General features: G+C 64.1%; 30 protein-coding genes. 1 reads left to right on the top strand and 29 read right to left on the bottom strand.

The window, feature by feature from the left end; genetic code table 11:
- Positions 1 to 128: 128 nt before the first annotated feature.
- The 25 genes from rplO to rpsL all read right to left on the bottom strand — a co-directional run bounded on the left by rplO (position 129) and on the right by rpsL (position 13990).
- Entirely contained in the window at positions 129 to 599 is a 471-nt protein-coding gene (rplO, locus tag NYR58_RS00985; protein ID WP_261518524.1) for a 50S ribosomal protein L15, read from the bottom strand.
- A gap of 19 nt (positions 600 to 618) precedes the next feature.
- On the bottom strand, positions 619 to 819 hold the full coding sequence (gene rpmD, locus NYR58_RS00980; protein WP_261518523.1) for a 50S ribosomal protein L30: 201 nt from the start codon (positions 817 to 819) through the stop codon (positions 619 to 621).
- Between the two features lie 33 nt (positions 820 to 852).
- A complete protein-coding gene (gene rpsE / locus NYR58_RS00975) occupies positions 853 to 1413 on the bottom strand; it encodes a 30S ribosomal protein S5 (protein ID WP_261518522.1) in 561 nt (186 codons plus the stop codon).
- A gap of 86 nt (positions 1414 to 1499) precedes the next feature.
- Entirely contained in the window at positions 1500 to 1859 is a 360-nt protein-coding gene (rplR, locus tag NYR58_RS00970; RefSeq protein ID WP_261518520.1) for a 50S ribosomal protein L18, read from the bottom strand.
- A gap of 12 nt (positions 1860 to 1871) precedes the next feature.
- Entirely contained in the window at positions 1872 to 2405 is a 534-nt protein-coding gene (rplF, locus tag NYR58_RS00965) for a 50S ribosomal protein L6 (RefSeq protein WP_261518519.1), read from the bottom strand.
- Between the two features lie 38 nt (positions 2406 to 2443).
- On the bottom strand, positions 2444 to 2842 hold the full coding sequence (rpsH, locus tag NYR58_RS00960; protein WP_261518518.1) for a 30S ribosomal protein S8: 399 nt from the start codon (positions 2840 to 2842) through the stop codon (positions 2444 to 2446).
- A gap of 13 nt (positions 2843 to 2855) precedes the next feature.
- A complete protein-coding gene (gene rpsN / locus NYR58_RS00955; RefSeq protein WP_261518517.1) occupies positions 2856 to 3161 on the bottom strand; it encodes a 30S ribosomal protein S14 in 306 nt (101 codons plus the stop codon).
- Positions 3162 to 3188: 27 nt separating this feature from the next.
- Positions 3189 to 3749 (bottom strand): 50S ribosomal protein L5, encoded by a 561-nt coding sequence (gene rplE / locus NYR58_RS00950; RefSeq protein ID WP_261518516.1) that lies wholly within the window; start codon positions 3747 to 3749, stop codon positions 3189 to 3191.
- Positions 3742 to 4056, bottom strand: coding sequence for a 50S ribosomal protein L24 (gene rplX / locus NYR58_RS00945; RefSeq protein WP_261518515.1), 315 nt, complete (start codon positions 4054 to 4056; stop codon positions 3742 to 3744). The genes rplE and rplX overlap by 8 nt, the downstream gene beginning before the upstream one ends.
- 12 nt (positions 4057 to 4068) lie before the next feature.
- Entirely contained in the window at positions 4069 to 4437 is a 369-nt protein-coding gene (gene rplN, locus NYR58_RS00940) for a 50S ribosomal protein L14 (RefSeq protein ID WP_261518514.1), read from the bottom strand.
- Between the two features lie 57 nt (positions 4438 to 4494).
- Positions 4495 to 4737: a 30S ribosomal protein S17 gene (gene rpsQ, locus NYR58_RS00935; protein WP_261518513.1), complete on the bottom strand. Its 243-nt coding sequence runs from the start codon at positions 4735 to 4737 to the stop codon at positions 4495 to 4497.
- An 11-nt stretch (positions 4738 to 4748) separates the two neighbouring features.
- Positions 4749 to 4949: a 50S ribosomal protein L29 gene (gene rpmC, locus NYR58_RS00930; protein WP_261518512.1), complete on the bottom strand. Its 201-nt coding sequence runs from the start codon at positions 4947 to 4949 to the stop codon at positions 4749 to 4751.
- Between the two features lie 11 nt (positions 4950 to 4960).
- A complete protein-coding gene (gene rplP, locus NYR58_RS00925; RefSeq protein WP_261518511.1) occupies positions 4961 to 5374 on the bottom strand; it encodes a 50S ribosomal protein L16 in 414 nt (137 codons plus the stop codon).
- A gap of 24 nt (positions 5375 to 5398) precedes the next feature.
- Positions 5399 to 6100, bottom strand: a complete 702-nt coding sequence (gene rpsC, locus NYR58_RS00920; RefSeq protein ID WP_261518509.1) for a 30S ribosomal protein S3 — start codon at positions 6098 to 6100, stop codon at positions 5399 to 5401.
- A complete protein-coding gene (gene rplV, locus NYR58_RS00915) occupies positions 6100 to 6489 on the bottom strand; it encodes a 50S ribosomal protein L22 (RefSeq protein ID WP_261518508.1) in 390 nt (129 codons plus the stop codon). The genes rpsC and rplV overlap by 1 nt, the downstream gene beginning before the upstream one ends.
- Positions 6490 to 6491: 2 nt before the next feature.
- Positions 6492 to 6770: a 30S ribosomal protein S19 gene (gene rpsS / locus NYR58_RS00910; RefSeq protein WP_261518507.1), complete on the bottom strand. Its 279-nt coding sequence runs from the start codon at positions 6768 to 6770 to the stop codon at positions 6492 to 6494.
- 17 nt (positions 6771 to 6787) lie between these two features.
- Positions 6788 to 7624, bottom strand: coding sequence for a 50S ribosomal protein L2 (rplB, locus tag NYR58_RS00905; protein WP_261518506.1), 837 nt, complete (start codon positions 7622 to 7624; stop codon positions 6788 to 6790).
- A gap of 20 nt (positions 7625 to 7644) precedes the next feature.
- On the bottom strand, positions 7645 to 7938 hold the full coding sequence (locus tag NYR58_RS00900; protein WP_261518505.1) for a 50S ribosomal protein L23: 294 nt from the start codon (positions 7936 to 7938) through the stop codon (positions 7645 to 7647).
- The gene (gene rplD / locus NYR58_RS00895; protein WP_261518504.1) at positions 7935 to 8555 is read right to left on the bottom strand and encodes a 50S ribosomal protein L4; all 621 of its coding nucleotides are present in this window, start codon (positions 8553 to 8555) and stop codon (positions 7935 to 7937) included. The genes NYR58_RS00900 and rplD overlap by 4 nt, the downstream gene beginning before the upstream one ends.
- Positions 8555 to 9283, bottom strand: a complete 729-nt coding sequence (gene rplC / locus NYR58_RS00890) for a 50S ribosomal protein L3 (RefSeq protein WP_261518503.1) — start codon at positions 9281 to 9283, stop codon at positions 8555 to 8557. The genes rplD and rplC overlap by 1 nt, the downstream gene beginning before the upstream one ends.
- A 76-nt stretch (positions 9284 to 9359) precedes the next feature.
- Positions 9360 to 9668 carry a 30S ribosomal protein S10 gene (gene rpsJ / locus NYR58_RS00885; RefSeq protein ID WP_007066362.1) on the bottom strand — a complete coding sequence of 103 codons (309 nt, stop codon included), beginning with the start codon at positions 9666 to 9668 and terminating at the stop codon, positions 9360 to 9362.
- Positions 9669 to 9729: 61 nt separating this feature from the next.
- Positions 9730 to 10905: an elongation factor Tu gene (gene tuf, locus NYR58_RS00880; protein ID WP_261518490.1), complete on the bottom strand. Its 1176-nt coding sequence runs from the start codon at positions 10903 to 10905 to the stop codon at positions 9730 to 9732.
- 60 nt (positions 10906 to 10965) lie between these two features.
- Entirely contained in the window at positions 10966 to 13056 is a 2091-nt protein-coding gene (gene fusA / locus NYR58_RS00875; protein ID WP_261518502.1) for an elongation factor G, read from the bottom strand.
- A 27-nt stretch (positions 13057 to 13083) separates the two neighbouring features.
- Positions 13084 to 13554: a 30S ribosomal protein S7 gene (rpsG, locus tag NYR58_RS00870; RefSeq protein ID WP_261518501.1), complete on the bottom strand. Its 471-nt coding sequence runs from the start codon at positions 13552 to 13554 to the stop codon at positions 13084 to 13086.
- Between the two features lie 64 nt (positions 13555 to 13618).
- The gene (gene rpsL, locus NYR58_RS00865; RefSeq protein WP_159593254.1) at positions 13619 to 13990 is read right to left on the bottom strand and encodes a 30S ribosomal protein S12; all 372 of its coding nucleotides are present in this window, start codon (positions 13988 to 13990) and stop codon (positions 13619 to 13621) included.
- A 458-nt stretch (positions 13991 to 14448) separates the two neighbouring features.
- Here rpsL and NYR58_RS00860 point away from each other — a divergent pair, with 458 nt between their 5' ends.
- Entirely contained in the window at positions 14449 to 14730 is a 282-nt protein-coding gene (locus NYR58_RS00860; RefSeq protein ID WP_261518500.1) for a transcriptional regulator, read from the top strand.
- A gap of 89 nt (positions 14731 to 14819) precedes the next feature.
- On the opposite strand, the gene rpoC is transcribed toward NYR58_RS00860, so the two are convergent.
- The 4 genes from rpoC to rplJ form a co-directional block, all read right to left on the bottom strand.
- Positions 14820 to 19019: a DNA-directed RNA polymerase subunit beta' gene (rpoC, locus tag NYR58_RS00855; RefSeq protein ID WP_261518499.1), complete on the bottom strand. Its 4200-nt coding sequence runs from the start codon at positions 19017 to 19019 to the stop codon at positions 14820 to 14822.
- A 151-nt stretch (positions 19020 to 19170) separates the two neighbouring features.
- The gene (gene rpoB / locus NYR58_RS00850; protein WP_261518498.1) at positions 19171 to 23310 is read right to left on the bottom strand and encodes a DNA-directed RNA polymerase subunit beta; all 4140 of its coding nucleotides are present in this window, start codon (positions 23308 to 23310) and stop codon (positions 19171 to 19173) included.
- 169 nt (positions 23311 to 23479) lie between these two features.
- Positions 23480 to 23857: a 50S ribosomal protein L7/L12 gene (gene rplL, locus NYR58_RS00845; RefSeq protein WP_261518497.1), complete on the bottom strand. Its 378-nt coding sequence runs from the start codon at positions 23855 to 23857 to the stop codon at positions 23480 to 23482.
- Positions 23858 to 23902: 45 nt separating this feature from the next.
- Complete coding sequence (rplJ, locus tag NYR58_RS00840; RefSeq protein ID WP_261518496.1) at positions 23903 to 24421, bottom strand: 50S ribosomal protein L10; 519 nt, start codon at positions 24419 to 24421, stop codon at positions 23903 to 23905.
- Between the last annotated feature and the right edge of the window lie 66 nt (positions 24422 to 24487).

Raw genomic sequence — 24487 nt, 5'->3', positions numbered from 1 at the left:
TCAAGTCCAGAAGGCCCCTGCGCGACCAAAGAACCCGGTTCCCGGCCACGACACAAAGGCGCACCGTGCGCAGATAGGCCGGAGAGCACGGGCTTGCAAGCAGCATGCGCCCGTGCTCTCACGGCTTTCTACTCCGCGGCCTTCTCGGGCAACTTGACCGAACCGCCGGCCTTCTCGATCTTCTCGAGCGCCGACTTGGAGGCGCCGGCGACATCAAGCGCCACCTTGGCCTTGATCTCGCCATTGCCCAGCACCTTCACGCCGTCCCTGACGCGGCGGATGACGCCGGCCTTGACAAGCGCAGAAGCGTCGATCGTCGCCGAAGCGTCAAGCTTGCCCGCGTCGATCGCCGCCTGGATGCGGCCGACGGAAACCTCGTTGAGGTCCTTGGCGAAGATATTCTTGAAGCCGCGCTTGGGCAGACGCCGGTAGAGCGGCATCTGGCCGCCCTCGAACCCCTTGATGGCAACGCCCGAGCGGGACTTCTGGCCCTTCACGCCGCGTCCGCCCGTCTTGCCAAGGCCCGAACCGATGCCGCGGCCCACGCGCTTGCGCGCGTGCGTGGCGCCTTCCTTGTCCCTGAGTTCGTTGAGCTTCATGTTTCCGTTCCTCGATTCCTCAGGCCTCGTCGACGACGCGCACGAGGTGCCCGACCTTGGCGATCATGCCGCGCACGGCCGGCGTGTCCTCGAGCGTCGAGCGGCGGTGCATCTTGTTGAGCCCCAGGCCGACCAGCGTCGCACGCTGATCCTTGGGACGGCGGATGGGGCTGCCGATCTGCTCGACCGTGATCGTCTTGCCCTTCTTCTTCTCAGCCATCGTCGTGATCCCTCGTCAGAGGCCGTAAGCGGCCTATTCTTCCGCCCCGGCCGTCACCGCGCCGCGGCGGGCCTGCAAGGTCGAGTACTTGATGCCGCGCTGGGCAGCGATGTCCTTGGGATGCATCTGCCGCTTCAGCGCATCGAAGGTGGCCCGCACCATGTTGTAGGGGTTGGTCGACCCCAGCGACTTGGCCACCACGTCCTGCACGCCGAGCGTCTCGAAAACGGCGCGCATCGGACCGCCGGCAATGATCCCGCTGCCGGGCTTGGCCGCCCGCAGGTGAACGCGTCCGGCGCCATGGCGGCCGTGCACATCGTGGTGCAGCGTGCGTCCGTCCCGCAGCGGCACGAAGATCATGTCGCGCTTGGCCGCCTCGGTGGCCTTGCGAATCGCCTCGGGCACCTCACGGGCCTTGCCATGACCGAAGCCGACGCGCCCCTTCTGGTCGCCGACGACCACGAGTGCGGCGAAGCCGAAACGGCGGCCGCCCTTGACCACCTTGGCAACGCGGTTGATGTGAACGAGCTTGTCGACGAACTCGCTGTCGCGCTCTTCGCGCTCGCGGCGGTCGTCCCTGCGGGGCTGTGCCATTGTCCTTGTCCTTGTTCTTTTCCGGTAGCACGGGGTTAAAACAAAGGCCTGCGGGCAGCGCGAACGGCGCTCCCGCCTGCCGGCTGCTAGAACTCCAGGCCACCCTCACGGGCAGCGTCGGCCAACGCCTTCACGCGGCCGTGATACAGATAGGCGCCTCGGTCGAAGAACACCTTTTCCACACCGGCCTTCTTCGCGCGCTCGGCGATCAGCTTGCCGACCTCCGTGGCCGCGGCCACATCGGCACCGGTCTTGAGCTTGCCCTTCAGGTCCTTCTCGAGCGTGGAGGCGGCAGCAAGCGTGTGCCCATTCACGTCGTCGATGACCTGGGCATAGATGTTCTTCGACGAACGATAGACGGAAAGCCGCGGCCGCCCATTGGCGACCGCCTTCAACTTCCGGCGAACGCGCCCGGCGCGCCGCGTAACGGATACCTTCGACACCATGGCTTCGCGTTCCTACTTCTTCTTGCCTTCCTTGCGGATGATCGTCTCGTTCGCATATTTCACGCCCTTGCCCTTGTAGGGCTCGGGACCGCGGAACTTGCGGATCTCCGCTGCGACCTGGCCGACCACCTGCTTGTCGACACCCGAGACGACGATCTCGGTGGGCTTGGGCACGGTGATCGTCACCCCTTCCGGCGCCTGATATTGCACATCGTGGCTGAAGCCCAGCGAAAGCTGAAGGGTCTTGCCCTGCATGGCCGCACGATAGCCGACGCCGTTGATCTCGAGACGCTTCTCGAAACCGTTCTTCACGCCATTGACGATGTTGGCGATCTGCGTGCGCGACATGCCCCACTTGGAGCGCGCCAACTTGGACTGGTCGCGCGGATCCACCGCGATCGCCCCGTCCTCCATCTTCACCAGAACCTCGTCGTTGACGACAAAGGTCAACTCGCCCTTCGGCCCCTTGGCCGTCACGGTCTGGCCTTCGACCGTGGCCGTCACACCTTCCGGCACGGGAACCGGTTTCTTGCCTATACGAGACATTGTCTTGTCCTCGTTGTTCCTGCTTCGGTTCCGCCCGATCAGAAGATCTGGCAGAGAACCTCTCCGCCGACGTTCTTCTCGCGGGCCTCGTGATCGGCCATCACGCCCTTCGGCGTGGAAAGAATGGCCACGCCGAGACCGTTGGCGACGCTGGGGATCGACTTCACGGAGACATAGACGCGCCGGCCGGGCTTGGAAACCCGGGCGATCTCGCGAATCACGGGCGCACCCTCGAAGTACTTGAGCTCGATCTCGAGCTCCGACTTGCCGTTGCCGTAGTCGATCTGGCTGTAGTCGCGGATATAGCCTTCCGCCTTCATGACATCGAGGACGCGGCTGCGCAGGCGCGAGGCCGGCGTGGAGACCTTGGTCTTCTTGCGCCCGATGGCATTGCGGATGCGTGTCAGCATATCGCCGAGAGGGTCGTTCATGGACATGGGTTTGCCCTCCTTACCAGCTCGACTTGACCAGGCCCGGGATCAGGCCGTTGTTGCCCAGCTCGCGAAGCGCCACACGCGACATCTTCAGCTTGCGGTAATAGGCGCGCGGGCGGCCGGTCACGTCGCAGCGATTGCGGATGCGCGTCTTGGACGAGTTGCGCGGAAGCGCGGCAAGCTGGAGCTGCGCCTTGAAGCGCTCGTCCATGGGCTTCGACTGGTCCTTGATGATGGCCTTCAACGCCGCGCGCTTCGCGGCATAGCGGTCCACCATCTTGCGGCGCCTCTTGTTCTTTTCGATTGCGCTAACTTTAGCCATGTAGTGCTTCCTTGTGCTCGCCTGCCGTTACTGCTGGCGGAACGGGAAATTGAACGCCTTGAGCAGCGCCCTCGCCTCGTCATCCGTCTTGGCAGTCGTACAGACGATGATGTCCATTCCCCAGATCTGATCGACCTTGTCGTAATTGATCTCGGGGAACACGATGTGCTCCTTGATGCCCATGGCGAAGTTGCCACGGCCATCGAAGCTCTTGGGGCTCAGGCCCCGGAAGTCGCGCACGCGCGGCAGCGCCACATTCACGAGCCGGTCCAGGAACTCGTACATGCGATCCTTGCGCAGCGTCACCTTGGCGCCCAGGGGCATGCCCTCACGCACCTTGAAGCCGGCGATCGACTTGCGCGCCTTGGTGATAACGGGCTTCTGGCCCGTGATCAGCGCCAGGTCCTCCGCCGCCACCGACGGCTTCTTGGAGTCGCCCGTGGCCTCGCCGACACCCATGTTGATGACGACCTTTTCGATGCGCGGCACCTGCATCTCGTTCTTGTAGCCGAAGCTGTCGAGGAGCTGCTTGCGGATCACCTCCTCATACTGCTTCTTCAAGCGCGGCTGGTATTCTGCCTTAGCCATCGATCAATTCTCCCGAGCGCTTCGCCACGCGCACCTTCTTGCCATCCTTCTGGATCTGGAACCCCACGCGCGTGGGCTTCCCGTCCTTGGGGTCGGCCAGCGCCAGATTCGACACATGGATTGGCGCTTCCTTGGTAATGATGCCGCCTTCGCTCTGCGCCGTCTGCTTCTGGTGGCGACGCACCAGATTGACGCCGCGCACCAGCGCCTTGTTTTCCTTGGGCATCATCTTCAACACTTCGCCGGAGCGGCCCTTGTCGCGGCCGGCCAGCACGACGACCTTGTCGCCTTTCCTGATCTTCTGCATCCTTCCGGCTCCTTAAAGCACTTCCGGCGCCAGCGAGATGATCTTCATGTGGTTCTTGGCGCGCAACTCGCGCGGAACCGGGCCGAAGATACGCGTGCCCACGGGCTCTCTCTTGTTGTCCACGAGAACGGCGGCGTTGTTGTCGAAGCGGATGACGCTGCCGTCGGGCCGGCGGATGTCCTTGGCGGTGCGCACGACCACCGCCTTCATCACGTCACCCTTCTTGACGCGGCCGCGCGGGATCGCCTCCTTGACCGAGACGACGATGACGTCGCCCACGGAAGCGTATTTCCGCTTCGAGCCGCCGAGCACCTTGATGCACATGACACGACGGGCGCCGGAATTGTCCGCCACGTCGAGGTTGGTCTGCATCTGAATCATGACTGGCCGCCTTCTTGTTCTCTTGGGGGAAGCGCCGCTTCCCGGCTTTTTCCGATGTTATCGTGCCTGGGCTTCGCTCACGACGATCCAGCACTTGTCCTTCGAGATCGGGCGCGATTCCTGGATCAGCACCACGTCCCCGACCTTGAACTGGTTGTTCTCGTCATGTGCCTTGTACCGCTTGGAGCGCCGGACCGTCTTCTTCAGAAGCGGATGCGCAAACCGGCGCTCGACGCGAACGACCACCGTCTTGTCGTTCTTGTCGCTTACCACGGTGCCCTGCAAAACGCGCTTTGGCATTCTCGCTGTCCTTAGGCCTTGCTGCCGGCCGATTTCTCGGCGGCGATTGTCTTGATGCGCGCAATGTCGCGGCGAATCTGCTTCACTCGCGCGGTTTTCTCCAATTGCCCCGTCGCCTTCTGGAAACGGAGGTTGAACTGCTCTTTCTTCAGCTTCGCCAGCTCGTCCTTGAGCTGATCGGGCGTCATCGCCCGGACATCGGCAGCTTTCATGGCGCCCTCTCCTACTCTGCGATACGCTGGATGAAGCGCGTCTTGATCGGAAGCTTGGCCGCCCCGAGGCGCAGCGCCTCGCGCGCCACGTCCTGGCCCACGCCGTCGATCTCGAACATGATGCGGCCGGGCTTCACGCGGCAGGCCCAGTAATCGACCGAGCCCTTGCCCTTGCCCATGCGAACCTCGGTCGGCTTGGACGTGACCGGCACATCGGGGAAGACGCGGATCCACACGCGGCCCTGGCGCTTCATGTAGCGCGTGATGGCGCGGCGCGCGGCCTCGATCTGCCGGGCGGTCACCCGCTCCGGCTCCAGCGCCTTGAGCCCGTAGGAACCGAAGTTCAGCTCCGTGCCGCCCTTGGCCGTGCCGTGAATGCGGCCCTTGAACTGCTTGCGGAATTTCGTGCGCTTTGGTTGCAGCATCTCATCCTACTCCAAAATTCCGGCTCAGGCGTTCTCGCGGCGACGCTGGCCACCCTTGTCGCCCTCGAGCGCGCGGCGCTCGGAGGCCATCGGGTCGTGCTCCAGGATCTCGCCCTTGAAAACCCACACCTTCACCCCGCACACGCCGTAGGCGGTCTTGGCCTCGGCCGTGCCGTAGTCGATGTCGGCACGCAGCGTGTGCAGCGGCACACGGCCCTCGCGGTACCACTCGATGCGCGCGATCTCCGCACCGCCGAGACGCCCGGTGCAGTTGATCCGGATGCCCTCGGCGCCCAGCCGCATGGCCGACTGAACGGCCCGCTTCATGGCGCGGCGGAATGCCACGCGCCGCTCCAACTGCTGGGCGATCGACTGGGCGATGAGCCGCGCGTCGATCTCCGGCTTGCGCACCTCGACGATGTTGAGATGCGTCTCGGCATTGGTCATCTGCGAGACCTTGCGGCGCAGCTTCTCGATGTCCGCACCCTTCTTGCCGATGATGAGGCCGGGACGGGCAGAATGGATCGTCACGCGGCACTTCTTGTGCGGACGCTCGATGACCACCTTGGAGATTGCCGCCTGCTTCAGCTCCTTTTCGATATAGTCGCGGATCTTCAGATCCTCATGCAGGAGCTGGCCATACTCGCCCGTATTGGCAAACCAGCGGGAATCCCACGTGCGGTTGATGCCCAGACGGAGACCGATCGGATTGACTTTCTGGCCCATTATGCGGCCTCCACTTGCTCTTCGACTTCACGCACGACGATCGTCAGGTTGGAGAACGGCTTCTCCACGCGGTTGGCGCGTCCACGGCCGCGGGCGTGAAAGCGCTTCATGACAATCGACTTGCCGACATAGGCCTCGGCCACCACCAGCGCATCCACGTCCAGTCCGTGGTTGTTCTCGGCATTGGCGACCGCCGATTCCAGCGTCTTCTTCACCGTGCCTGCGATGCGCTTGCGCGAGAACTCCAGATCCGCGAGCGCATCCGCAACCTTCTTGCCGCGAATCATGGCAGCGACGAGGTTCAGCTTCTGCGGGCTAACACGAACCGTGCGCAGGACCGCACGCGCCTCGTTGTCTGCAAGCCTGCGTGGCGCTTTGGCCTTGCCCATTTCTACTTCCTCTTTGCCTTCTTGTCCGCCCCGTGGCCATAATAGGTGCGGGTGGGAGCGAACTCACCGAATTTGTGGCCCACCATCTCTTCCGAGACGAGCACCGGGATGTGCTTCTGGCCGTTGTAGACGCCGAAGGTCAGCCCCACGAACTGGGGCAGGATGGTGGAGCGGCGGCTCCAGATCTTGATGACCTCCTTGCGGCCGCTTTCGCGCGCCTTGTCGGCCTTCTTCAGAAGGTAGCCGTCGACGAACGGGCCTTTCCAGACTGAACGGGACACGGATCCGTTACCTTTCTTTACTTCTTGCGCTGATGGCGCGAGCGCATGATGAATTTATCGGTCGCCTTGTTGGACCGCGTCTTCATGCCCTTGGTGGGCTTGCCCCAGGGCGAAACCGGATGACGGCCGCCGGAGGTGCGCCCCTCGCCGCCGCCATGCGGGTGGTCGACCGGGTTCATGGTGACGCCGCGATTGTGCGGACGCTTGCCCAGCCAGCGCTTGCGCCCGGCCTTGCCGAGGCTGATATTGGCGTGATCCGGGTTGGAGACCGCGCCGACAGTTGCCAGGCAACCGCCCGAGACGAGGCGCTGCTCGCCGGAATTGAGCTTGAGCAATGCCATGCCCCGGTCACGGCCGACAAGCTGCGCATAGGCGCCGGCCGAGCGCGCAAGCTGGCCGCCCTTGCCGGGCTTCATCTCCACATTGTGGATGATGGTGCCGACGGGCATCGCCGAAAGCGGCATTGCGTTGCCGGGCTTCACGTCCACCGCCTTCTGCGAGGAGATGACGCGGTCGCCGACGCCCAGGCGCTGCGGCGCCAGGATGTAGCTGAGCTCCCCGTCATCATAGCGCACGAGCGCGATGAAACCGCTGCGGTTGGGATCGTACTCCAGCCGCTCCACGACGCCGGACACGTCGAATTTGCGGCGCTTGAAGTCGATCAGGCGGTAGGCGCGCTTGTGCCCGCCACCCTGGAAGCGGGCGGTGATGCGGCCGGTGTTGTTGCGCCCGCCCTTGCCCGTCAGACCTTGGGTAAGGCCCTTGACGGGCTTGCCCTTGTAGAGGCCCGAGCGGTCGACGATGACCAGCTGGCGCGTGCCCGGCGTAACCGGTTTGAAGTTCTTGAGTGCCATGTGTCTGTCCTCGCGGCCTCTCAAAGACCCGTCGCAATGTCGATCGAATGGCCCTCGGCCAGCGTGACGACCGCCTTCTTGACGTCGCTCTGCTGCCCGACGGTGCCGCGGAAGCGCCTAACCTTGCCCTTGCGCACAAGCGTGTTGACGCCCTTGACCTTGACGTTGAACAGCGCTTCGACCGCCGCCTTGATCTCGGGCTTCGTGGCCTTGCGCGCCACGTTGAAGACAACCTGGTTGTTCTCCGAGGCCATGGTCGACTTCTCGGTGATAACAGGGCTCACGATCACGTCATAGTGGCGAAGATCCGTCATTTGAACCGCTCCTCGAGAGCCTCGACCGCCGCCTTGGAAAGCACCAGCGTGCCGCGGCGCAGAATGTCGTACACGTTGATGCCCTGAACGGGCAGCACGTCGATGTTGGGAATGTTCGCTGCCGCACGCTTGAAAGCGGCGTCGATCTCGCTGCCGCCGATCATCAACGCGTTGGTCAGCCCCAGCTTGGCGAAGCTTTCGGCCAGGACCTTCGTCTTGGCCTCCTTGAGCGCCAGCTCGTCGACGACGATGATGCGCTCCGCCCTCGCCTTTGCCGAAAGGGCATGTTTCAGGCCGAGCGCGCGAACCTTCTTCGGCAGGTCGTGGGCGTGGCTGCGCACCACTGGCCCATGCGCCTTGCCGCCGCCACGGAACTGCGGCACGCGCGCCGAGGAGTGACGGGCGCGGCCCGTGCCCTTCTGGCGGTACATCTTGGCGCCGGTGCGCGAAATCTCCGAGCGCCCCTTGGCCTTGTGCGTGCCCTGCTGGCGCTTGGCAAGCTGCCAGCGGACAACCCGATGCAAAATGTCCTCGCGCGGCTCGAGTCCGAAGATCTCCTCGGAGAGCTTCAGCTTGCCGGCATCCTTACCCGCAAGGGTGGTCACCTTCAGTTCCATCACTCAGCCCCCTCGCTGGCGGCAGCCTTCTCGGCCTTCGCGGCCTCGTTCTTGGCGGCGCGAACGGCACCAGGCAGCGGCGCATTCTCGGGCAGCGGCGCCTTGACGGCATCGCGCACCATGATCCACGATCCCTTGGAACCGGGAACCGCACCGCGCACCAGTATGAGGCCGCGCTCGGTATCGGTGGACACCACCTCGAGGTTCTGCGTCGTCACGCGGCGCGCACCCATGTGGCCGGCCATCTTCTTGCCCTTGAACACCTTGCCGGGGTCCTGGCGCTGGCCGGTCGAACCGTGCGAGCGGTGCGAGATGGAGTTGCCGTGGGTGGCACGTCCGCCGCCGAAATTGTGGCGCTTCATGACACCCTGGAAGCCCTTGCCGATGGACGTGCCGGTGATGTCCACCTTCTGGCCGACGACAAAATGATCGGCCGTGATCTCCGCGCCCACCTCAAGGAGATTGTCGGGAGACACGCGAAACTCGGCAAGCTTCGCCTTCGGCTCGACACTGGCAGCGGCGAAATGGCCGCGCAGAGCCTTCGACGTATTCTTGACCTTGGCAAGCCCAACGCCGAGCTGCACGGCGGTGTAGCCGTTCTTCTCCTCGGTGCGCTGGGCCACCACCTGGCAATTCTCCATGCGCAGCACCGTGACGGGAATATGCTCGCCCGCCTCGTTGTAGACGCGCGTCATCCCGATCTTCTGTGCGATAACACCTGAACGCATCGGTTCGATTTCCTTTCAGGCTTCCCGCCGCCGGTCGTACCGCCCGCGCGGGGTCCTATTCTCTGTTCTTCCGCCCCTAGAGCTTGATCTCGACATCCACGCCGGCCGCCAGATCGAGCTTCATCAGCGCGTCCACCGTCTGCGGCGTCGGGTCCACGATGTCGAGAAGGCGCTTGTGGGTGCGCATCTCAAACTGCTCGCGGCTCTTCTTGTCGATGTGCGGCGAGCGGTTCACCGTGAACTTCTCGATCCGCGTGGGCAGCGGGATGGGACCACGGACATTAGCGCCGGTGCGCTTGGCCGTGGACACGATCTCGCGCGTGGAGGCGTCGAGCACGCGATGGTCGAACGCCTTGAGGCGGATACGGATATTTTGTCCGTTCATGTGTCAGTTCCCTGTTCCGCGCGCGGCGCGGGCACTCCCGCGCCGCGCCGGAGACTGCCCTTTACTCGGTGATGGCTGCGACGATGCCGGCGCCGACGGTGCGGCCGCCCTCGCGGATGGCGAAGCGCAGGCGCTCCTCCATGGCGATCGGCACGATCAGCTCCACATCCATCGTCACATTGTCGCCCGGCATCACCATCTCCGTCCCCTCCGGGAGCGTCACCACGCCCGTCACGTCGGTCGTCCGGAAATAAAACTGCGGCCGGTAGTTCGAGAAGAACGGCGTGTGGCGCCCGCCCTCCTCCTTCGTCAGAATGTAGGCTTCTGCCTTGAACTTCGTGTGCGGCGTCACAGAGCCGGGCTTCGCAAGAACCTGCCCGCGCTCCACACCCTCGCGCTCCACACCGCGCAGAAGCGCGCCGATGTTGTCGCCCGCCTGCCCCTGGTCCAGAAGCTTGCGGAACATCTCCACACCCGTCACCGTCGTCTTCGACGTCGGGCGGATGCCAACGATCTCGATCTCGTCGCCGACCTTCACAACGCCCCGCTCAATGCGCCCCGTCACCACCGTGCCGCGGCCCGAAATCGAGAAAACGTCCTCGATCGGCATCAGGAACGGCTGGTCGATCGGGCGCTCCGGCGTCGGAATGTACTTGTCAACCTCCGCCATCAGCTGACGGATCGCATCCTCGCCGATCTCCTTGTTCGTCTCCTCAAGCGCCGCAAGCGCCGAGCCCTTCACGATCGGTATCTCGTCGCCCGGAAACTCGTACTGCGACAGAAGCTCCCGAACCTCAAGCTCCACAAGCTCCAGAAGCTCCGCATCGTCAACCTGGTCAACCTTGTTCAGGAAAACAACAATCGCCGGAACGCCAACCTGGCGCGCCAGAAGAATGTGCTCCCGCGTCTGCGGCATCGGCCCGTCCGCCGCAGAAACAACCAGAATCGCACCGTCCATCTGCGCCGCGCCCGTGATCATGTTCTTCACGTAGTCCGCATGCCCAGGGCAGTCCACATGCGCGTAGTGCCGCGCATCCGTCTCGTACTCAACATGCGCCGTCGAAATCGTGATCCCGCGCGCCTTCTCCTCAGGCGCCGCATCAATCTGATCGTACGCCTTGAACTCACCAAAAAACTTCGTGATCGCTGCCGTCAGCGTCGTCTTCCCATGGTCAACGTGACCAATCGTGCCGATGTTCACATGCGGCTTCGTGCGCTCAAACTTTCCTTTGGCCATTTGAGGTCTCCGTTATTTCCTGCCTTGTCGGCCTTCTCGTTGTGTGCGCCTCAAGGGCGATCACGCGAACTTCTTCTGGATCTCCTGCGCCACCGCGCTGGGAACCGGCTCATAGTGGTCGAACTGCATCGTGTAGTTGGCACGGCCCTGCGACATGGAGCGCAGGTTGTCGACGTACTTGAACATGTTGGCGAGCGGCACCATGGCGTTGACCACCGTGGCGATACCGCGCGACTCGGTGCCCTGAATCTGCCCGCGACGGGAGTTCAGATCGCCGATGACATCGCCCACATACTCCTCGGGCGTCACCACCTCGACCTTCATGATCGGCTCGAGAAGCTGAGCGCCCGCCTTCTGCGCGCCCTCGCGGAACGCCGCGCGCGCGGCAATCTCGAAGGCCAGCACCGAGGAGTCCACGTCGTGATAGGCGCCATCGACGAGCGTCGCCTTCACGCCGAGCATCGGGAAGCCCGCCACCGGACCGGAGGAAAGGACGCTCTCGATGCCCTTCTGCACGCCGGGGATGTACTCCTTCGGCACGGAGCCGCCGACGATCTGCGATTCGAAGACGAAATCCTCGCCATCGGGATTGGGCTCGAAAATGATCTTCACGCGGGCGAACTGGCCGGAACCGCCGGTCTGCTTCTTGTGGGTGTAGTCCACCTCGGCGCGCTGGGTGATGGTCTCGCGATAGGCCACCTGCGGCGCGCCGACATTGGCCTCCACCTTGAACTCGCGCTTCATGCGGTCGACGATGATGTCGAGATGAAGCTCGCCCATGCCGGCGATGATGGTCTGGCCCGACTCCTCATCGGAGCGCACCCGGAAGGAGGGATCCTCGGCCGCCAGGCGGTTGAGCGCCAGCCCCATCTTCTCCTGGTCGCCCTTGGTCTTGGGCTCGATGGCAATCTGGATCACCGGGTCGGGGAACTCCATGCGCTCCAGGATCACCGGCTTCAGCGGGTCGCACAGCGTATCGCCGGTGGTCGTCTCCTTGAGGCCGGCAAGAGCCACGATGTCGCCGGCATAGGCCACCTCGATATCGGAGCGCGAATTGGAATGCATCTGCAGCATGCGCCCGATGCGCTCGCGCTTGTCCTTCACGGTGTTGGCGAGCGAGACGCCCTTGTTGAGCACGCCCGAATAGATGCGGCAGAAGGTGAGCGAGCCGACATAGGGGTCGTTCATGATCTTGAAGGCGAGCATGGACAGCGGCTCGTCGTCGGACGACTTGCGCATGATCTCGCTCTCGGTCTTCGGGTCGATGCCCTTGATCGGCGGCACGTCCACGGGCGAAGGCAGGAAATCCACCACGCCATCGAGCAGCGGCTGCACACCCTTGTTCTTGAAGGCCGAACCGCAGAACATCGGGAAGAACTTCACCTCGATGGTGCCCTTGCGGATCAGGCGGCGGATCTCGTCATTCGACGGCATCTCGCCCTCGAGGTACCGCTCCATGGCGGCCTCGTCCATCTCGACGGCAGTCTCGATGAGCTTCTCGCGATACTCTTCGGCCTTTGCCTGCATGTCGGCGGGAATGTCGACAACGTCCCAGGCCGCGCCCAGCGTGTCGTCCCGCCACACGAGCGCCTTCATCTCCACGAGATCGACCACGCCAACGAAATCGCTCTCCGCACCGATCGGAAGCTGCATGATGACCGGCGTCGCGCCGAGGCGCGTCTTCACCATCTCTGCGGAGCGGTAGAAGTCGGCACCGATCTTGTCCATCTTGTTGCAGAAGATCATGCGCGGCACGCCGTACTTGTCGGCCTGGCGCCACACCGTCTCCGTCTGCGGCTCCACGCCGGCATTGGCGTCGAGCAGCGCGATGGCGCCGTCGAGCACGCGCAGGCTGCGCTCCACCTCGATGGTGAAGTCCACGTGGCCCGGCGTGTCGATGATGTTGAAGCGGCGCTTCCTGCCATCCCGGCCCTGCCAGAAGGTGGTTGTGGCAGCGGAGGTGATGGTGATGCCGCGCTCCTGCTCCTGCTCCATCCAGTCCATGGTCGCAGCGCCGTCATGGACCTCGCCAATCTTGTGCGACTTGCCGGTGTAGAAGAGGATGCGCTCGGTCGTCGTCGTCTTGCCGGCGTCGATATGCGCCATGATACCGAAGTTTCGGTAGTCCTCGATCTTATATTCGCGGGCCATCGTGGGTACCTCTTTCCTTGCCTCGCCTTACCAGCGGTAATGCGAGAACGCGCGGTTGGCCTCGGCCATCTTGTGCGTGTCTTCGCGCTTCTTGACGGCAGTGCCGCGATTGTTCGACGCATCGAGAAGCTCGCCGGACAGGCGCTCCACCATGGTGGTCTCGTTGCGGTTGCGCGCCGCCGCGATCAGCCAGCGGATGGCCAGCGCCTGGCGCCGCTCCGGGCGCACGTCCACCGGCACCTGATAGGTGGCGCCGCCGACGCGGCGGGAGCGCACCTCCACATGCGGAGCGACATTCTCGAGTGCCTGGTGGAACACCGCCACCGGCTCCTGCTTGGTCTTCTCCTGCACCTGGTCGAGCGCGCCATAGACGATCCGCTCGGCAACGGACTTCTTCCCGTCCAGCATGACGGCATTCATGAACTTGGATACAACCACGTCCCCGTATTTGGGGTCCGGGTTGATCTCGCGCTTCTCTGCACGGTGACGTCGGGACATCTTTCTCGTCTCTCACCTTCAAGGCCCGGCGCCACAACGAAAAAGCGCCGAAGCCGGGAAACCCTTACTTCGGACGCTTGGCGCCGTATTTGGAGCGGCGCTGCTTGCGGCTCTTCACACCCTGCGTGTCGAGCACGCCGCGGATGATATGATAGCGCACACCGGGAAGGTCCTTGACGCGACCGCCGCGGATCATCACCACCGAGTGCTCCTGCAGGTTGTGACCCTCGCCCGGAATGTAGCCGATCACCTCGAAACCGTTGGCAAGCCGGATCTTCGCCACCTTGCGCATGGCCGAGTTCGGCTTCTTCGGCGACGTCGTATAGACGCGCGTACACACACCCCGCTTCTGCGGGTTGGCCTGCATGGCGGGCACCTTGTTGCGCTTCACCGGCGCCTTGCGCGGCTTGTTGATCAACTGGTTAACGGTAGGCATCAAACCTTCCCTTGATTCTCGATCTCGTGTCTCAAGCCCGGGTTCGTCTGCACGGGAACAGTGCTCCATATGCAAATTCGGGCACAAAACCGCCTAAAAGCGGTCCTGCCCGAACAAAAGCAGAGGAAGCGGAAAACCGCTTCATGCGCCCGGATTTCTGTCGCTCGTTTAAACGAACCCTGTTTGAGGCTGTGTTTCAGGGCGCGTCGCCCCGAAAAATCGGGCCTCACATCGGCTCGGACGCGGCGGGTAATACGCGCAAGACGGGCCTCCGTCAACCCCGCCCCGGCAATTATCTTGCGTCGCCGAACGGGTGAGACGGCAGTGGAACCGCGCACGCCATTTCCGCGGCCAATATGGGCGCGTAAGGAGAAAATTTCCAGCCCTGCCCTGTCCTCCGCGCACCGGAAATGTCACAGTGCAGCCGAGCCAGGCGCAACGAGGCGGGAATCGTCCCCATGAACGACAACGAAGAAAAGCCGGTCACCATCATCACCGGCCGGGTATGGCGCGAATCGGGTGCCGGCAGCGAGGGCGTGCACATCATGCTTCTGGCGCCCGACGACGATACGGCGGTGCGCATGGCCCTGGAGGCGCTGGCCCAGGAGGGTTATGCCGAGGCCGAGCTCGACCAGATCGGCGAGATGGAGGGTGCGCCCGACGAGGAGCCGCACCTGTCCGCCTGGCAGAGCGCGACGGAGGGCGAGATCGCGATCGTCACCTTTGACGAACCCGTATAGAGCGCGACGGCGGACGCGGGAAGGCGATCGAAAAAGGCCGCCGGCTCGAGCCGGCGGCCTCGTTTGCGTCAGGCCCGGCAAGACCGGGCTTATCCGTTAGGCTGCCCCGTCATGTCGGCCAGCATCGGCTCAGCCTTCTCGGCGCCGGAGCTCTTGCGCCGCTCGTCGAGGATCAGCTCGTCGCGCGAGCGCGCGATGCGCCGGATCTGCGCCATGGCACCGCCCGTGCCGGCCGGGATGAGGCGGCCGACGATGACGTTCTCCTTGAGACCCTGCAGCGTGTCGATCTTTCCGGCCACGGCCGCCTCGGTGAGCACGCGCGTCGTCTCCTGGAAGGAGGCGGCGGAGATGAAGGACGGCGTCTGCAGCGAGGCCTTGGTGATGCCGAGCAGCACCGGCTGCGCCTCGGCGGGCTTCTTGCCCTCCTCGATCAGCCTTTCGTTCACCTCCTCGAATTCCACCGCATCCACGTGGTCGCCGGGGATGTAGGTGGAATCGCCCTGGGCCGTGATCTCGACCTTCTGCAGCATCTGCCGGACGATGACCTCGATGTGCTTGTCGTTGATGACCACGCCCTGCAGCCGGTAGACCTCCTGGATCTCGTTGACGAGGTAGGAGGCCAGCGCCTCCACGCCCTTGATGGCCAGGATGTCGTGCGGCGCCGGGTTGCCGTCGAGGATGTAGTCTCCCTTCTCGATGACGTCGCCGTCCTGAAGGTGGAACGGCTTGCCCTTCGGGATGAGGTACTCGACGGGTTCGAGGGTCGAATCATGCGGCTCGATGATGATGCGCCGCTTGTTCTTGTAGTCGCGACCGAAGCGCACCGTGCCGTCGATCTCCGCGATGATGGCATGGTCTTTCGGACGCCTGGCCTCGAACAGCTCGGCCACCCGCGGCAGACCGCCGGTGATGTCCTTCGTCTTGGCGCTTTCCATGGGAATGCGCGCCAGAACGTCGCCCGGCTTCACCTTCGCGCCGGGCTCGGTGGACAGCACCGCCTCCACGGAGAGCAGGAAGCGGGCATCGCCGCCGCGGGCGAGCTTGGCCACCTTGCCCTTGTCGTCGAGGATGGTGATTGCCGGCTTCAGATCGGCTCCGCGCGGCGTGGAACGCCAGTCGATGACCTCGCGCTTGGTGATGCCCGTGGACTCGTCCGTCGTCTCCTGCACCGACACGCCTTCCACCAGGTCCTCGAAGGTCACCGTGCCTTCCACCTCGGTCAGCATCGGGCGCGTGTACGGGTCCCACTCGGCGATGCGCTGGCCGCGCTTGACCTTGTCGCCGTCGTCGACGAACAGGCGCGAGCCGTAGGCGACGCGGTGCGAAGCGCGCTCCGCCCCGCCCTCGTCGAGGATCAGCACCGCCATGTTGCGGCCCATCACGACCAGATGGCCGTCGGAGTTGCGCACGACATTGCGGTTGCGGGTCTTCACCGTGCCCTCGAAGGAGGCTTCGAGGAAGGATTGGTCCACAACCTGCGCCGTGCCGCCCATGTGGAAGGTGCGCATGGTGAGCTGCGTGCCCGGCTCGCCGATCGACTGCGCAGCGATGACGCCGACGGCCTCGCCGATGTTGACCGGCGTGCCGCGCGCCAGATCGCGGCCATAGCAGACGGCGCACACGCCATTTCTCACCTCGCAGGTGAGCGCAGAGCGGATGCGCACGGTCTGGATGCCCGCGGCTTCGATGGCCTCCACGTCGCGCTCGTCGATGAGCTTGCCGGCCGGCACGATCACCTCGTCGGTGACCGGGTGCACCACGTCCTCCAGTGCCGTGCGGCCCAGCACGCGCTGGCCGATGGAGGCCACCACCTGGCCGGCATCGACGATGGGCTGCATGGTCAGCCCCTTGTCGGTGCCGCAATCGGTCACCGTCACGATGCAGTCCTGCGCCACATCCACCAGGCGGCGCGTCAGATAGCCGGAGTTGGCCGTCTTGAGCGCCGTGTCGGCAAGGCCCTTGCGCGCGCCGTGGGTGGAGTTGAAGTACTCCATCACGGTCAGACCTTCCTTGAAGTTCGAGATGATGGGCGTCTCGATGATGGAGCCGTCGGGACGCGCCATCAGGCCGCGCATGCCGGCGAGCTGGCGCATCTGGGCCGGCGAGCCGCGCGCGCCCGAGTGCGACATCATGTAAATCGAGTTCATCGGCTTCTGGCGGCCGTTCTCGTCGAACTCGATGGCCTTGATGCGCTTCATCATCTCCTCGGCCACGCGCTCGGAGCACTTGGCCCAGGCATCGACCACCTTGTTGTACTTCTCACCCTGGGTGATCAGGCCGTCATTGTACTGCTGCTCGTATTCCTTGGCGAGCGCCTCGGTCTCCGCAACCAGCTTCTCCTTGGTCTCGGGGATCAGCATGTCGTCCTTGCCGAAGGAGATGCCGGCCATGCAGGCGCGGGTGAAGCCGAGCTGCATGATGCGGTCGCAGAAGATGACCGTCTCCTTCTGCCCGCAATGGCGGTACACCGTGTCGATCATCTTGGAGATGTTCTTCTTGGTCATCTCCTGGTTGCAGATGTCGAAGGGCACGTTGGGGTGCTTCGGCAGAAGCTCGCCGATCATCATGCGGCCCGGCGTCGTCTCGTAGATCTTGGAAACCGGGTTGCCGTTTTCATCGACAGTCTTGTAGCGCCCCCTGATCTTGGTGTGCAGCGTGACGACCTTGTTCTCCAGCGCGTGATGAAGCTCGCCCATGTCTGCGAACGCCATCCCCTCGCCCGGCTCGTTCTGGTTCATGATGGAGAGGTAGTAGAGCCCCAGAACCATATCCTGCGACGGCACGATGATCGGTGCGCCGGAAGCCGGGTGCAGGATGTTGTTGGTGGACATCATCAGCACGCGCGCCTCGAGCTGGGCTTCCAGCGAGAGAGGCACGTGGACGGCCATCTGGTCGCCGTCGAAGTCGGCGTTGAAGGCCGTGCACACCAGCGGGTGAAGCTGGATCGCCTTGCCCTCGATCAGCACCGGCTCGAAGGCCTGGATGCCGAGGCGGTGCAGCGTCGGCGCGCGGTTGAGCAGCACGGGGTGCTCGCGGATCACCTCATCGAGAATGTCCCAGACCTCCGGGCGCTCCTTCTCCACCAGCTTCTTGGCCTGCTTGACGGTGGAGGAGTAGCCCTTGGCATCGAGCCGCGCATAGATGAAGGGCTTGAACAGCTCCAGCGCCATCTTCTTGGGCAGGCCGCACTGGTGCAGCTTCAGCTCCGGCCCGGTCACGATCACCGAGCGGCCGGAATAGTCGACGCGCTTGCCGAGCAGGTTCTGCCGGAAGCGGCCCTGCTTGCCCTTCAGCATGTCCGAAAGCGACTTCAGCGGCCGCTTGTTGGCGCCGGTGATGACGCGACCGCGCCGGCCGTTGTCGAACAGCGCGTCAACGGCCTCCTGCAGCATCCGCTTCTCGTTGCGGATGATGATGCCCGGCGCCTTGAGCTCGATCAGCCGCTTCAGCCGGTTGTTGCGGTTGATGACACGGCGGTAGAGATCGTTCAGGTCGGACGTGGCGAAACGGCCGCCGTCGAGCGGCACGAGCGGCCGCAGGTCCGGCGGGATCACCGGGATGATCTTCATCACCATCCACTCGGGCCGGTTGCCCGAATCGATGAAGTTCTCGACCACCTTGAGCCGCTTCAGAAGCTTCTTCTGCTTCAATTCGGAAGTGGTGGAGGCCAGCTCGGAGCGCAGGTCGCCGGCAATCTTTTCCAGGTCCATGCTGGCGAGCAGGTGGTGAATCGCCTCCGCGCCGATCATGGCGGTGAAGGAGTCCTCGCCATACTCGTCGACGGCCATCATGTACTCCTCTTCCGAGAGGAGCTGGTTCTCCTTGAGCGCCGTCAGGCCCGGTTCGGTCACAATGTAGTTCTCGAAATAGAGAACGCGCTCGATGTCCTTCAGCGTCATGTCGAGCAGCGTGCCGATGCGCGAGGGCAGCGACTTCAGGAACCAGATATGGGCAACCGGCGCGGCCAGCTCGATGTGGCCCATGCGCTCGCGGCGCACGCGCGACAGCGTGACCTCCACGCCGCACTTCTCACAGATGACGCCCTTGTACTTCATGCGCTTGTACTTGCCGCACAGGCACTCGTAGTCCTTGATGGGACCGAAGATGCGCGCGCAGAAGAGGCCGTCACGCTCCGGCTTGAAGGTGCGGTAGTTGATCGTCTCCGGCTTCTTGATCTCGCCATAGGACCAGGACAGGATCTTCTCCGGGCTCGCGAGCGAAATCCGGATGGAATCGAAGGTCTGTGCCGGCGCCTGCGGGTTGAACAGGTTCATGACCTCTTGGTTCATGCCGATCTCCTTTGCGGGGCCTTAAACCCCTTGGTCGTTCTGCGGTCGCGGCGGGCGCTGAGCGGCGTTCTGGCCTCGTTGCTTTCACCGCCGCATCGCCGTCGATACGGGCAGCGCACCGCGGCGGATGGGGGCCGCGGTGCGCCCTTGTTCATTCTGCAGCGTCCGGAAGCTGCGCAGGCGGCTCGTCGTAGCGGACCGAATTCTCAAGCTCCACATTGAGGCCGAGCGAGCGCATCTCCTTGACCAGCACGTTGAAGCTTTCCGGAATGCCAGCCTCGAATGTGTCGTCGCCACGCACGATGGCCTCGTAGACCTTGGTGCGGCCGGCAACGTCGTCCGACTTGACGGTGAGCATTTCCTGAAGCGTGTAGGCGGCGCCGTAAGCTTCCAGCGCCCACACCTCCATCTCGCCGAAGCGCTGGCCGCCGAACTGCGCCTTGCCGCCCAGCGGCTGCTGGGTGACGAGCGAGTATGGGCCGATGGAGCGGGCGTGGATCTTGTCGTCCACCAGGTGGTGCAGCTTCAGCATGTAGATATAGCCCACCGTCACCTTGCGGTCGAACGGCTCGCCCGTGCGCCCGTCATAGAGCGTCACCTGGCCGCTGGTGTCGAGGCCGGCTTCCTTCAGCATCTCGTTGATGTCGGACTCGTGGGCGCCGTCGAAGACGGGCGTGGCAATCGAAACACCGCGACGCATCTGCTCGCCGAGCCTGACGATGCTCTCATCGTCATACTGGCGCACAGGCTCGTTGCGTTCGTTGTCCGGGATCAGCTTCTCGATCTTCTCCCTCAGCGGCTTGATGTCGCCGCCCTGCTTGTAGCTGTCGATCAGCTCGCCGATCTGCCGGCCCATGCCTGCGCAGGCCCAACCCAGATGCGTCTCCAGAATCTGGCCGACATTCATGCGGCTGGGCACGCCGAGCGGGTTCAGGACGATGTCCACATGGGTGCCATCCTCAAGGAACGGCATGTCCTCGATCGGCACGATCTTGGAGACCACACCCTTGTTGCCGTGGCGGCCTGCCATCTTGTCGCCGGGCTGCATCTTGCGCTTCACGGCGACGAAGACCTTGACCATCTTCATCACGCCGGGCGGCATCTCGTCGCCGCGCTGCACCTTCTCGACCTTGTCCATGAAGCGCTGCTCGAGCGCGCTCTTGGACTCGTCATACTGCGCGCGCAGCGCCTCAAGAGCAGCCTGCTGCTTCTCGTCCTCGACGGCGAACTGCCACCACTGCGAACGCGGATACTCCTCGAGCAGCTCGCGGGTCAGCGCGGTGCCCTTCTTGAAGCCCTTCGGCCCGGCAATTGCCGTCTTGCCGATGAGCATCTCGGCAAGGCGCGCATAGACGTTGCGGTCGAGGATCGACTGCTCGTCGTCCCGGTCCTTGGCGAGCCGCTCGATCTCCTCGCGCTCGATCGCCATCGCGCGCTCGTCCTTCTCCACGCCGTGGCGGTTGAAGACGCGCACCTCGACCACCGTGCCGTAGGTGCCGGGCGGCATGCGCATGGAGGTGTCGCGCACGTCGGAGGCCTTCTCGCCGAAGATGGCGCGCAGCAGCTTCTCCTCCGGCGTCATCGGGCTCTCGCCCTTCGGCGTGATCTTGCCGACCAGGATGTCGCCCGGCTGCACCTCGGCGCCGATATAGACGATGCCGGCTTCGTCGAGGTTCTTCAGCGATTCTTCCGACACGTTCGGAATGTCACGCGTGATCTCCTCCGGGCCGAGCTTCGTGTCGCGCGCCATCACCTCGAACTCCTCGATATGGATCGAGGTGAAGACGTCGTCGCGCACGATGCGCTCGGACAGCAGGATGGAGTCCTCGTAGTTGTAGCCGTTCCAGGGCATGAAGGCGACGAGCACGTTGCGCCCGAGCGCCAGATCGCCCAGGTCCGTGGACGGACCATCGGCGATGATGTCGCCCTTGTTCACATGATCGCCCACCCGCACCAGCGGACGCTGGTTGATGCAGGTGTTCTGGTTGGAGCGCTGGAACTTCTGCAGCCGGTAGATATCGACGCCGGACTGCGAGGCGTCCACCTCTTCCGTAGCGCGGATGACGATACGGGTCGCATCCACCTGATCGACCACGCCGGTGCGCCGAGCGGCGATGGCGGCACCGGAATCGCGCGCCACCACCGGCTCCATGCCGGTGCCGACGAACGGCGCCTCGGCGCGCACCAGCGGCACGGCCTGGCGCTGCATGTTGGAGCCCATGAGCGCGCGGTTGGCGTCGTCGTTCTCGAGGAACGGAATGAGCGCCGCGGCCACCGAGACGAGCTGCTTGGGCGAAACGTCCATCAGGTCGACATTCTCGCGCGGCGCCATCATCACTTCGCCGGCGTGACGGCAGACCACGAACTCGTCGGCAAAGCGGCCTTCCTCGTCGATCTGGGCGTTGGCCTGCGCCACATAGTGCTTGGCCTCCTCCATCGCCGAGAGATAGACCACCTCGTCGGTCACCTTGCCGTCGACGATCTTGCGATACGGCGTCTCGATGAAGCCGTACTTGTTGACGCGGGCGAAGGTGGCCAGCGAGTTGATGAGGCCGATGTTCGGACCTTCCGGCGTTTCGATCGGGCAGATGCGGCCGTAATGCGTCGGGTGCACGTCGCGCACCTCGAAGCCGGCGCGCTCGCGCGTCAGGCCGCCGGGGCCCAGCGCCGAGAGGCGCCGCTTGTGGGTGATCTCCGACAGCGGGTTCGTCTGGTCCATGAACTGCGAGAGCTGCGAGGAGCCGAAAAACTCGCGCACGGCCGCCGCCGCCGGCTTCGCGTTGATGAGATCCTGCGGCATCACCGTGTCGATCTCGATCGACGACATGCGCTCCTTGATCGCCCGTTCCATGCGCAGCAGGCCGACGCGATACTGGTTCTCCATCAGCTCGCCCACCGAGCGCACGCGGCGATTGCCGAGATTGTCGATGTCGTCGATCTCGCCCTTGCCGTCACGCAGCTCGACAAGCGTCTTGACCACCGCCACGATGTCTTCCTTGCGCAGGACGCGCACCGTATCGGGGCAGTCGAGCTCCAGGCGCATGTTCATCTTCACCCGGCCCACCGCCGAAAGGTCGTAGCGCTCGGGATCGAAGAACAGCGAATGGAACATTGCCTCCGCCGTCTCCAGCGTCGGCGGCTCGCCCGGGCGCATGACCCGGTAGATGTCGAAGAGTGCGTCCTGGCGGGTCTCGTTCTTGTCCGCCACCAGCGTGTTGCGGATGTAGCCGCCGACATTGACGTGGTCGATGTCGAGGAAATGCACCTCCTCGACGCCCGTGTCGAGCAGCACCTTCAGGGTCTTCTCGTCAATCTCGTCACCGGCCTCGAGATAGATCTCGCCGGTCTCCATGTTGACGATGTCCTCGGCGAGATAATTGCCGAGCAGGTCTTCCTCGGTGGCGCGGATCGCCTTCAGCCCCTTCTCCGCGAGCTGGCGGGCCTGGCGGGCCGTCATCTTCTTGCCCGCTTCCAGAACCACCTCGCCGCTGTCGGCGTCGATGATGTCGTTCGCAGCCTTCACGCCACGGAAGCGCTCCGCCGAGAACGGCACGCGCCAGTTCTCGCCGTCGCGGATGTAGGTCAGGCGGTTGTAGAAGGTGGACAGGATCTCCTCGCCGTCCATGCCGAGCGCCATGAGAAGCGAGGTGACCGGAATCTTGCGCCGCCGGTCGATACGCGCATAGACGATATCCTTGGCATCGAACTCGATGTCGAGCCAGGAGCCGCGATAGGGGATGACGCGCGCGGCGAACAGCAGCTTGCCGGAGGAATGCGACTTGCCCTTGTCATGGTCGAAGAAGACACCGGGCGAGCGGTGCATCTGGCTGACGATCACACGCTCGGTGCCATTGACGATGAAGGTGCCATTGTCCGTCATGAGCGGCATGTCGCCCATGTAGACATCCTGCTCCTTGATGTCCTTGATGGACTTCGCACCCGTATCCTCGTCCACGTCGAAGACGATCAGGCGCAGAGTCACCTTCAGCGGCGCCGCGTAGGTCAGATCGCGCTGGCGGCACTCCTCGACGTCGAACTTGGGGAGCTCGAACTCGTATTTCACGAATTCCAGCATCGCCGTGCCGGCGAAGTCCTGGATCGGGAACACCGACTTGAAGACCGCCTGCAGCCCCTCGTCGGGACGCCCGCCTTGCGGTTCCTCGACCATGAGGAACTGGTCGTAGGATGCTTTCTGAACCTCGATGAGGTTCGGCATCTCCGCAACCTCCGGAATCTTACCGAAGAACTTGCGTACCCGCCTGCGACCGTTGAAAGTCTGGGTCTGGGCCATCGTCGCTCCTTGCCTGCCGCTTTGCCTGCCAAATGGGCCGCCCGTCGTGACGGCCAATCCAAACGGATGAAAACCCGTTTCCTGAAAGCCGGTTCGCGGCCTTCAGGAAATAGGTTCTCGCAGTCGCCCGTGGCTCCGGCCCGCGCAGGCGCGCGGGCCGGAAGCGCAATTATTTCAGCTCGACCTTGGCGCCTGCGCCCTCGAGCTGGGCCTTGATCTTCTCGGCCTCGTCCTTGGCCACGCCTTCCTTGATCGGCTTCGGCGCGGACTCGACCAGGTCCTTCGCCTCCTTCAGGCCAAGCCCCGTGATGGCGCGCACTTCCTTGATCACATTGATCTTCTGCGCACCGGCATCGGCGAGAACGACGTCGAACTCGGTCTTCTCTTCCGCGGCCTCGGCGGGAGCGGCAGCGGCACCGGCCGCAGCCACGGCCACCGGCGCGGCGGCCGAAACGCCCCACTTCTCTTCCAGCATCTTCGAAAGCTCGGCCGCCTCCAGGACGGTGAGGTTCGAAAGGTCTTCAACGATCTTCGCAAGATCAGCCATGTCTCATTTCCTTAAAAGTTCGAACAGTGTTGTTGAGGAACGGCCTCACGCCGCCTCGTCCTTCCGGGCATAGGCGCCAATGACCCGGGCCACCTGGCCGGCGGGTGCGTTGACGACCTGGGCGATCCGGGTTGCCGGCGTGGAGATCATGCCGACAAGCTTTGCCCTGAGCTCGTCCAGCGACGGCAGCGAGGCAAGCGCCTTCACGCCGTCCGCGTCGAGCGCGGTTGCGCCCATCGCGCCGCCAAGGATGACAAGATTGCCATTGGCCTTGGCGAATTCGCTGGCGACCTTCGGAGCGGCCACCGGATCGTCCGAATAGGCAATCAGCGTCTGTCCCTGGAACAGAGACTGGATGCTTTCGGACTTGGTACCCTGAAGAGCGATCTTGGCGAGGCGGTTCTTCGCGACCTTGACGGTCCCACCGGCTTGCCGCATCTTCGAGCGCAGCTCGTTCATCTGCGAGACGGTGAGGCCGGCATAGTGCGCCACCACGACACAGCCGGTGCTCTCGAACACCTGGCTGAGGTTGGCGACGAACTCGCGTTTTTCCGCTCTGTCCATGCCTTTCTCCAGTTGGCGGGGCCCTGTTCGGGCTTGCCGCCGGGTTGCCTTTTGCCGGCCGGGCTT

It is taken from the genome of Chelativorans intermedius, assembly GCF_025398255.1.
Taxonomy (GTDB): Bacteria; Pseudomonadota; Alphaproteobacteria; order Rhizobiales; family Rhizobiaceae; genus Chelativorans; species Chelativorans intermedius.
The sequence above is the reverse complement of the archived record's forward strand: the minus strand, read 5'-3'. Positions and strand labels throughout refer to the sequence as shown.

Bases quoted from the DNA above. Each gene is read 5' to 3' on its own strand.
- rplO (WP_261518524.1), bottom strand. From the start codon at position 599: ATGAAGCTCAACGAACTCAGGGACAAGGAAGGCGCCACGCACGCGCGC.
- rpmD (WP_261518523.1), bottom strand. From the start codon at position 819: ATGGCTGAGAAGAAGAAGGGCAAGACGATCACGGTCGAGCAGATCGGC.
- rpsE (WP_261518522.1), bottom strand. From the start codon at position 1,413: ATGGCACAGCCCCGCAGGGACGACCGCCGCGAGCGCGAAGAGCGCGAC.
- rplR (WP_261518520.1), bottom strand. From the start codon at position 1,859: ATGGTGTCGAAGGTATCCGTTACGCGGCGCGCCGGGCGCGTTCGCCGG.
- rplF (WP_261518519.1), bottom strand. From the start codon at position 2,405: ATGTCTCGTATAGGCAAGAAACCGGTTCCCGTGCCGGAAGGTGTGACG.
- rpsH (WP_261518518.1), bottom strand. From the start codon at position 2,842: ATGTCCATGAACGACCCTCTCGGCGATATGCTGACACGCATCCGCAAT.
- rpsN (WP_261518517.1), bottom strand. From the start codon at position 3,161: ATGGCTAAAGTTAGCGCAATCGAAAAGAACAAGAGGCGCCGCAAGATG.
- rplE (WP_261518516.1), bottom strand. From the start codon at position 3,749: ATGGCTAAGGCAGAATACCAGCCGCGCTTGAAGAAGCAGTATGAGGAG.
- rplX (WP_261518515.1), bottom strand. From the start codon at position 4,056: ATGCAGAAGATCAGGAAAGGCGACAAGGTCGTCGTGCTGGCCGGCCGC.
- rplN (WP_261518514.1), bottom strand. From the start codon at position 4,437: ATGATTCAGATGCAGACCAACCTCGACGTGGCGGACAATTCCGGCGCC.
- rpsQ (WP_261518513.1), bottom strand. From the start codon at position 4,737: ATGCCAAAGCGCGTTTTGCAGGGCACCGTGGTAAGCGACAAGAACGAC.
- rpmC (WP_261518512.1), bottom strand. From the start codon at position 4,949: ATGAAAGCTGCCGATGTCCGGGCGATGACGCCCGATCAGCTCAAGGAC.
- rplP (WP_261518511.1), bottom strand. From the start codon at position 5,374: ATGCTGCAACCAAAGCGCACGAAATTCCGCAAGCAGTTCAAGGGCCGC.
- rpsC (WP_261518509.1), bottom strand. From the start codon at position 6,100: ATGGGCCAGAAAGTCAATCCGATCGGTCTCCGTCTGGGCATCAACCGC.
- rplV (WP_261518508.1), bottom strand. From the start codon at position 6,489: ATGGGCAAGGCCAAAGCGCCACGCAGGCTTGCAGACAACGAGGCGCGT.
- rplB (WP_261518506.1), bottom strand. From the start codon at position 7,624: ATGGCACTCAAGAACTTCAAACCGGTTACGCCGGGCACGCGCCAGCTG.
- NYR58_RS00900 (WP_261518505.1), bottom strand. From the start codon at position 7,938: ATGACGGATCTTCGCCACTATGACGTGATCGTGAGCCCTGTTATCACC.
- rplD (WP_261518504.1), bottom strand. From the start codon at position 8,555: ATGGAACTGAAGGTGACCACCCTTGCGGGTAAGGATGCCGGCAAGCTG.
- rplC (WP_261518503.1), bottom strand. From the start codon at position 9,283: ATGCGTTCAGGTGTTATCGCACAGAAGATCGGGATGACGCGCGTCTAC.
- rpsJ (WP_007066362.1), bottom strand. From the start codon at position 9,668: ATGAACGGACAAAATATCCGTATCCGCCTCAAGGCGTTCGACCATCGC.
- tuf (WP_261518490.1), bottom strand. From the start codon at position 10,905: ATGGCCAAAGGAAAGTTTGAGCGCACGAAGCCGCATGTGAACATCGGC.
- fusA (WP_261518502.1), bottom strand. From the start codon at position 13,056: ATGGCCCGCGAATATAAGATCGAGGACTACCGAAACTTCGGTATCATG.
- rpsG (WP_261518501.1), bottom strand. From the start codon at position 13,554: ATGTCCCGACGTCACCGTGCAGAGAAGCGCGAGATCAACCCGGACCCC.
- rpsL (WP_159593254.1), bottom strand. From the start codon at position 13,990: ATGCCTACCGTTAACCAGTTGATCAACAAGCCGCGCAAGGCGCCGGTG.
- NYR58_RS00860 (WP_261518500.1), top strand. From the start codon at position 14,449: ATGAACGACAACGAAGAAAAGCCGGTCACCATCATCACCGGCCGGGTA.
- rpoC (WP_261518499.1), bottom strand. From the start codon at position 19,019: ATGAACCAAGAGGTCATGAACCTGTTCAACCCGCAGGCGCCGGCACAG.
- rpoB (WP_261518498.1), bottom strand. From the start codon at position 23,310: ATGGCCCAGACCCAGACTTTCAACGGTCGCAGGCGGGTACGCAAGTTC.
- rplL (WP_261518497.1), bottom strand. From the start codon at position 23,857: ATGGCTGATCTTGCGAAGATCGTTGAAGACCTTTCGAACCTCACCGTC.
- rplJ (WP_261518496.1), bottom strand. From the start codon at position 24,421: ATGGACAGAGCGGAAAAACGCGAGTTCGTCGCCAACCTCAGCCAGGTG.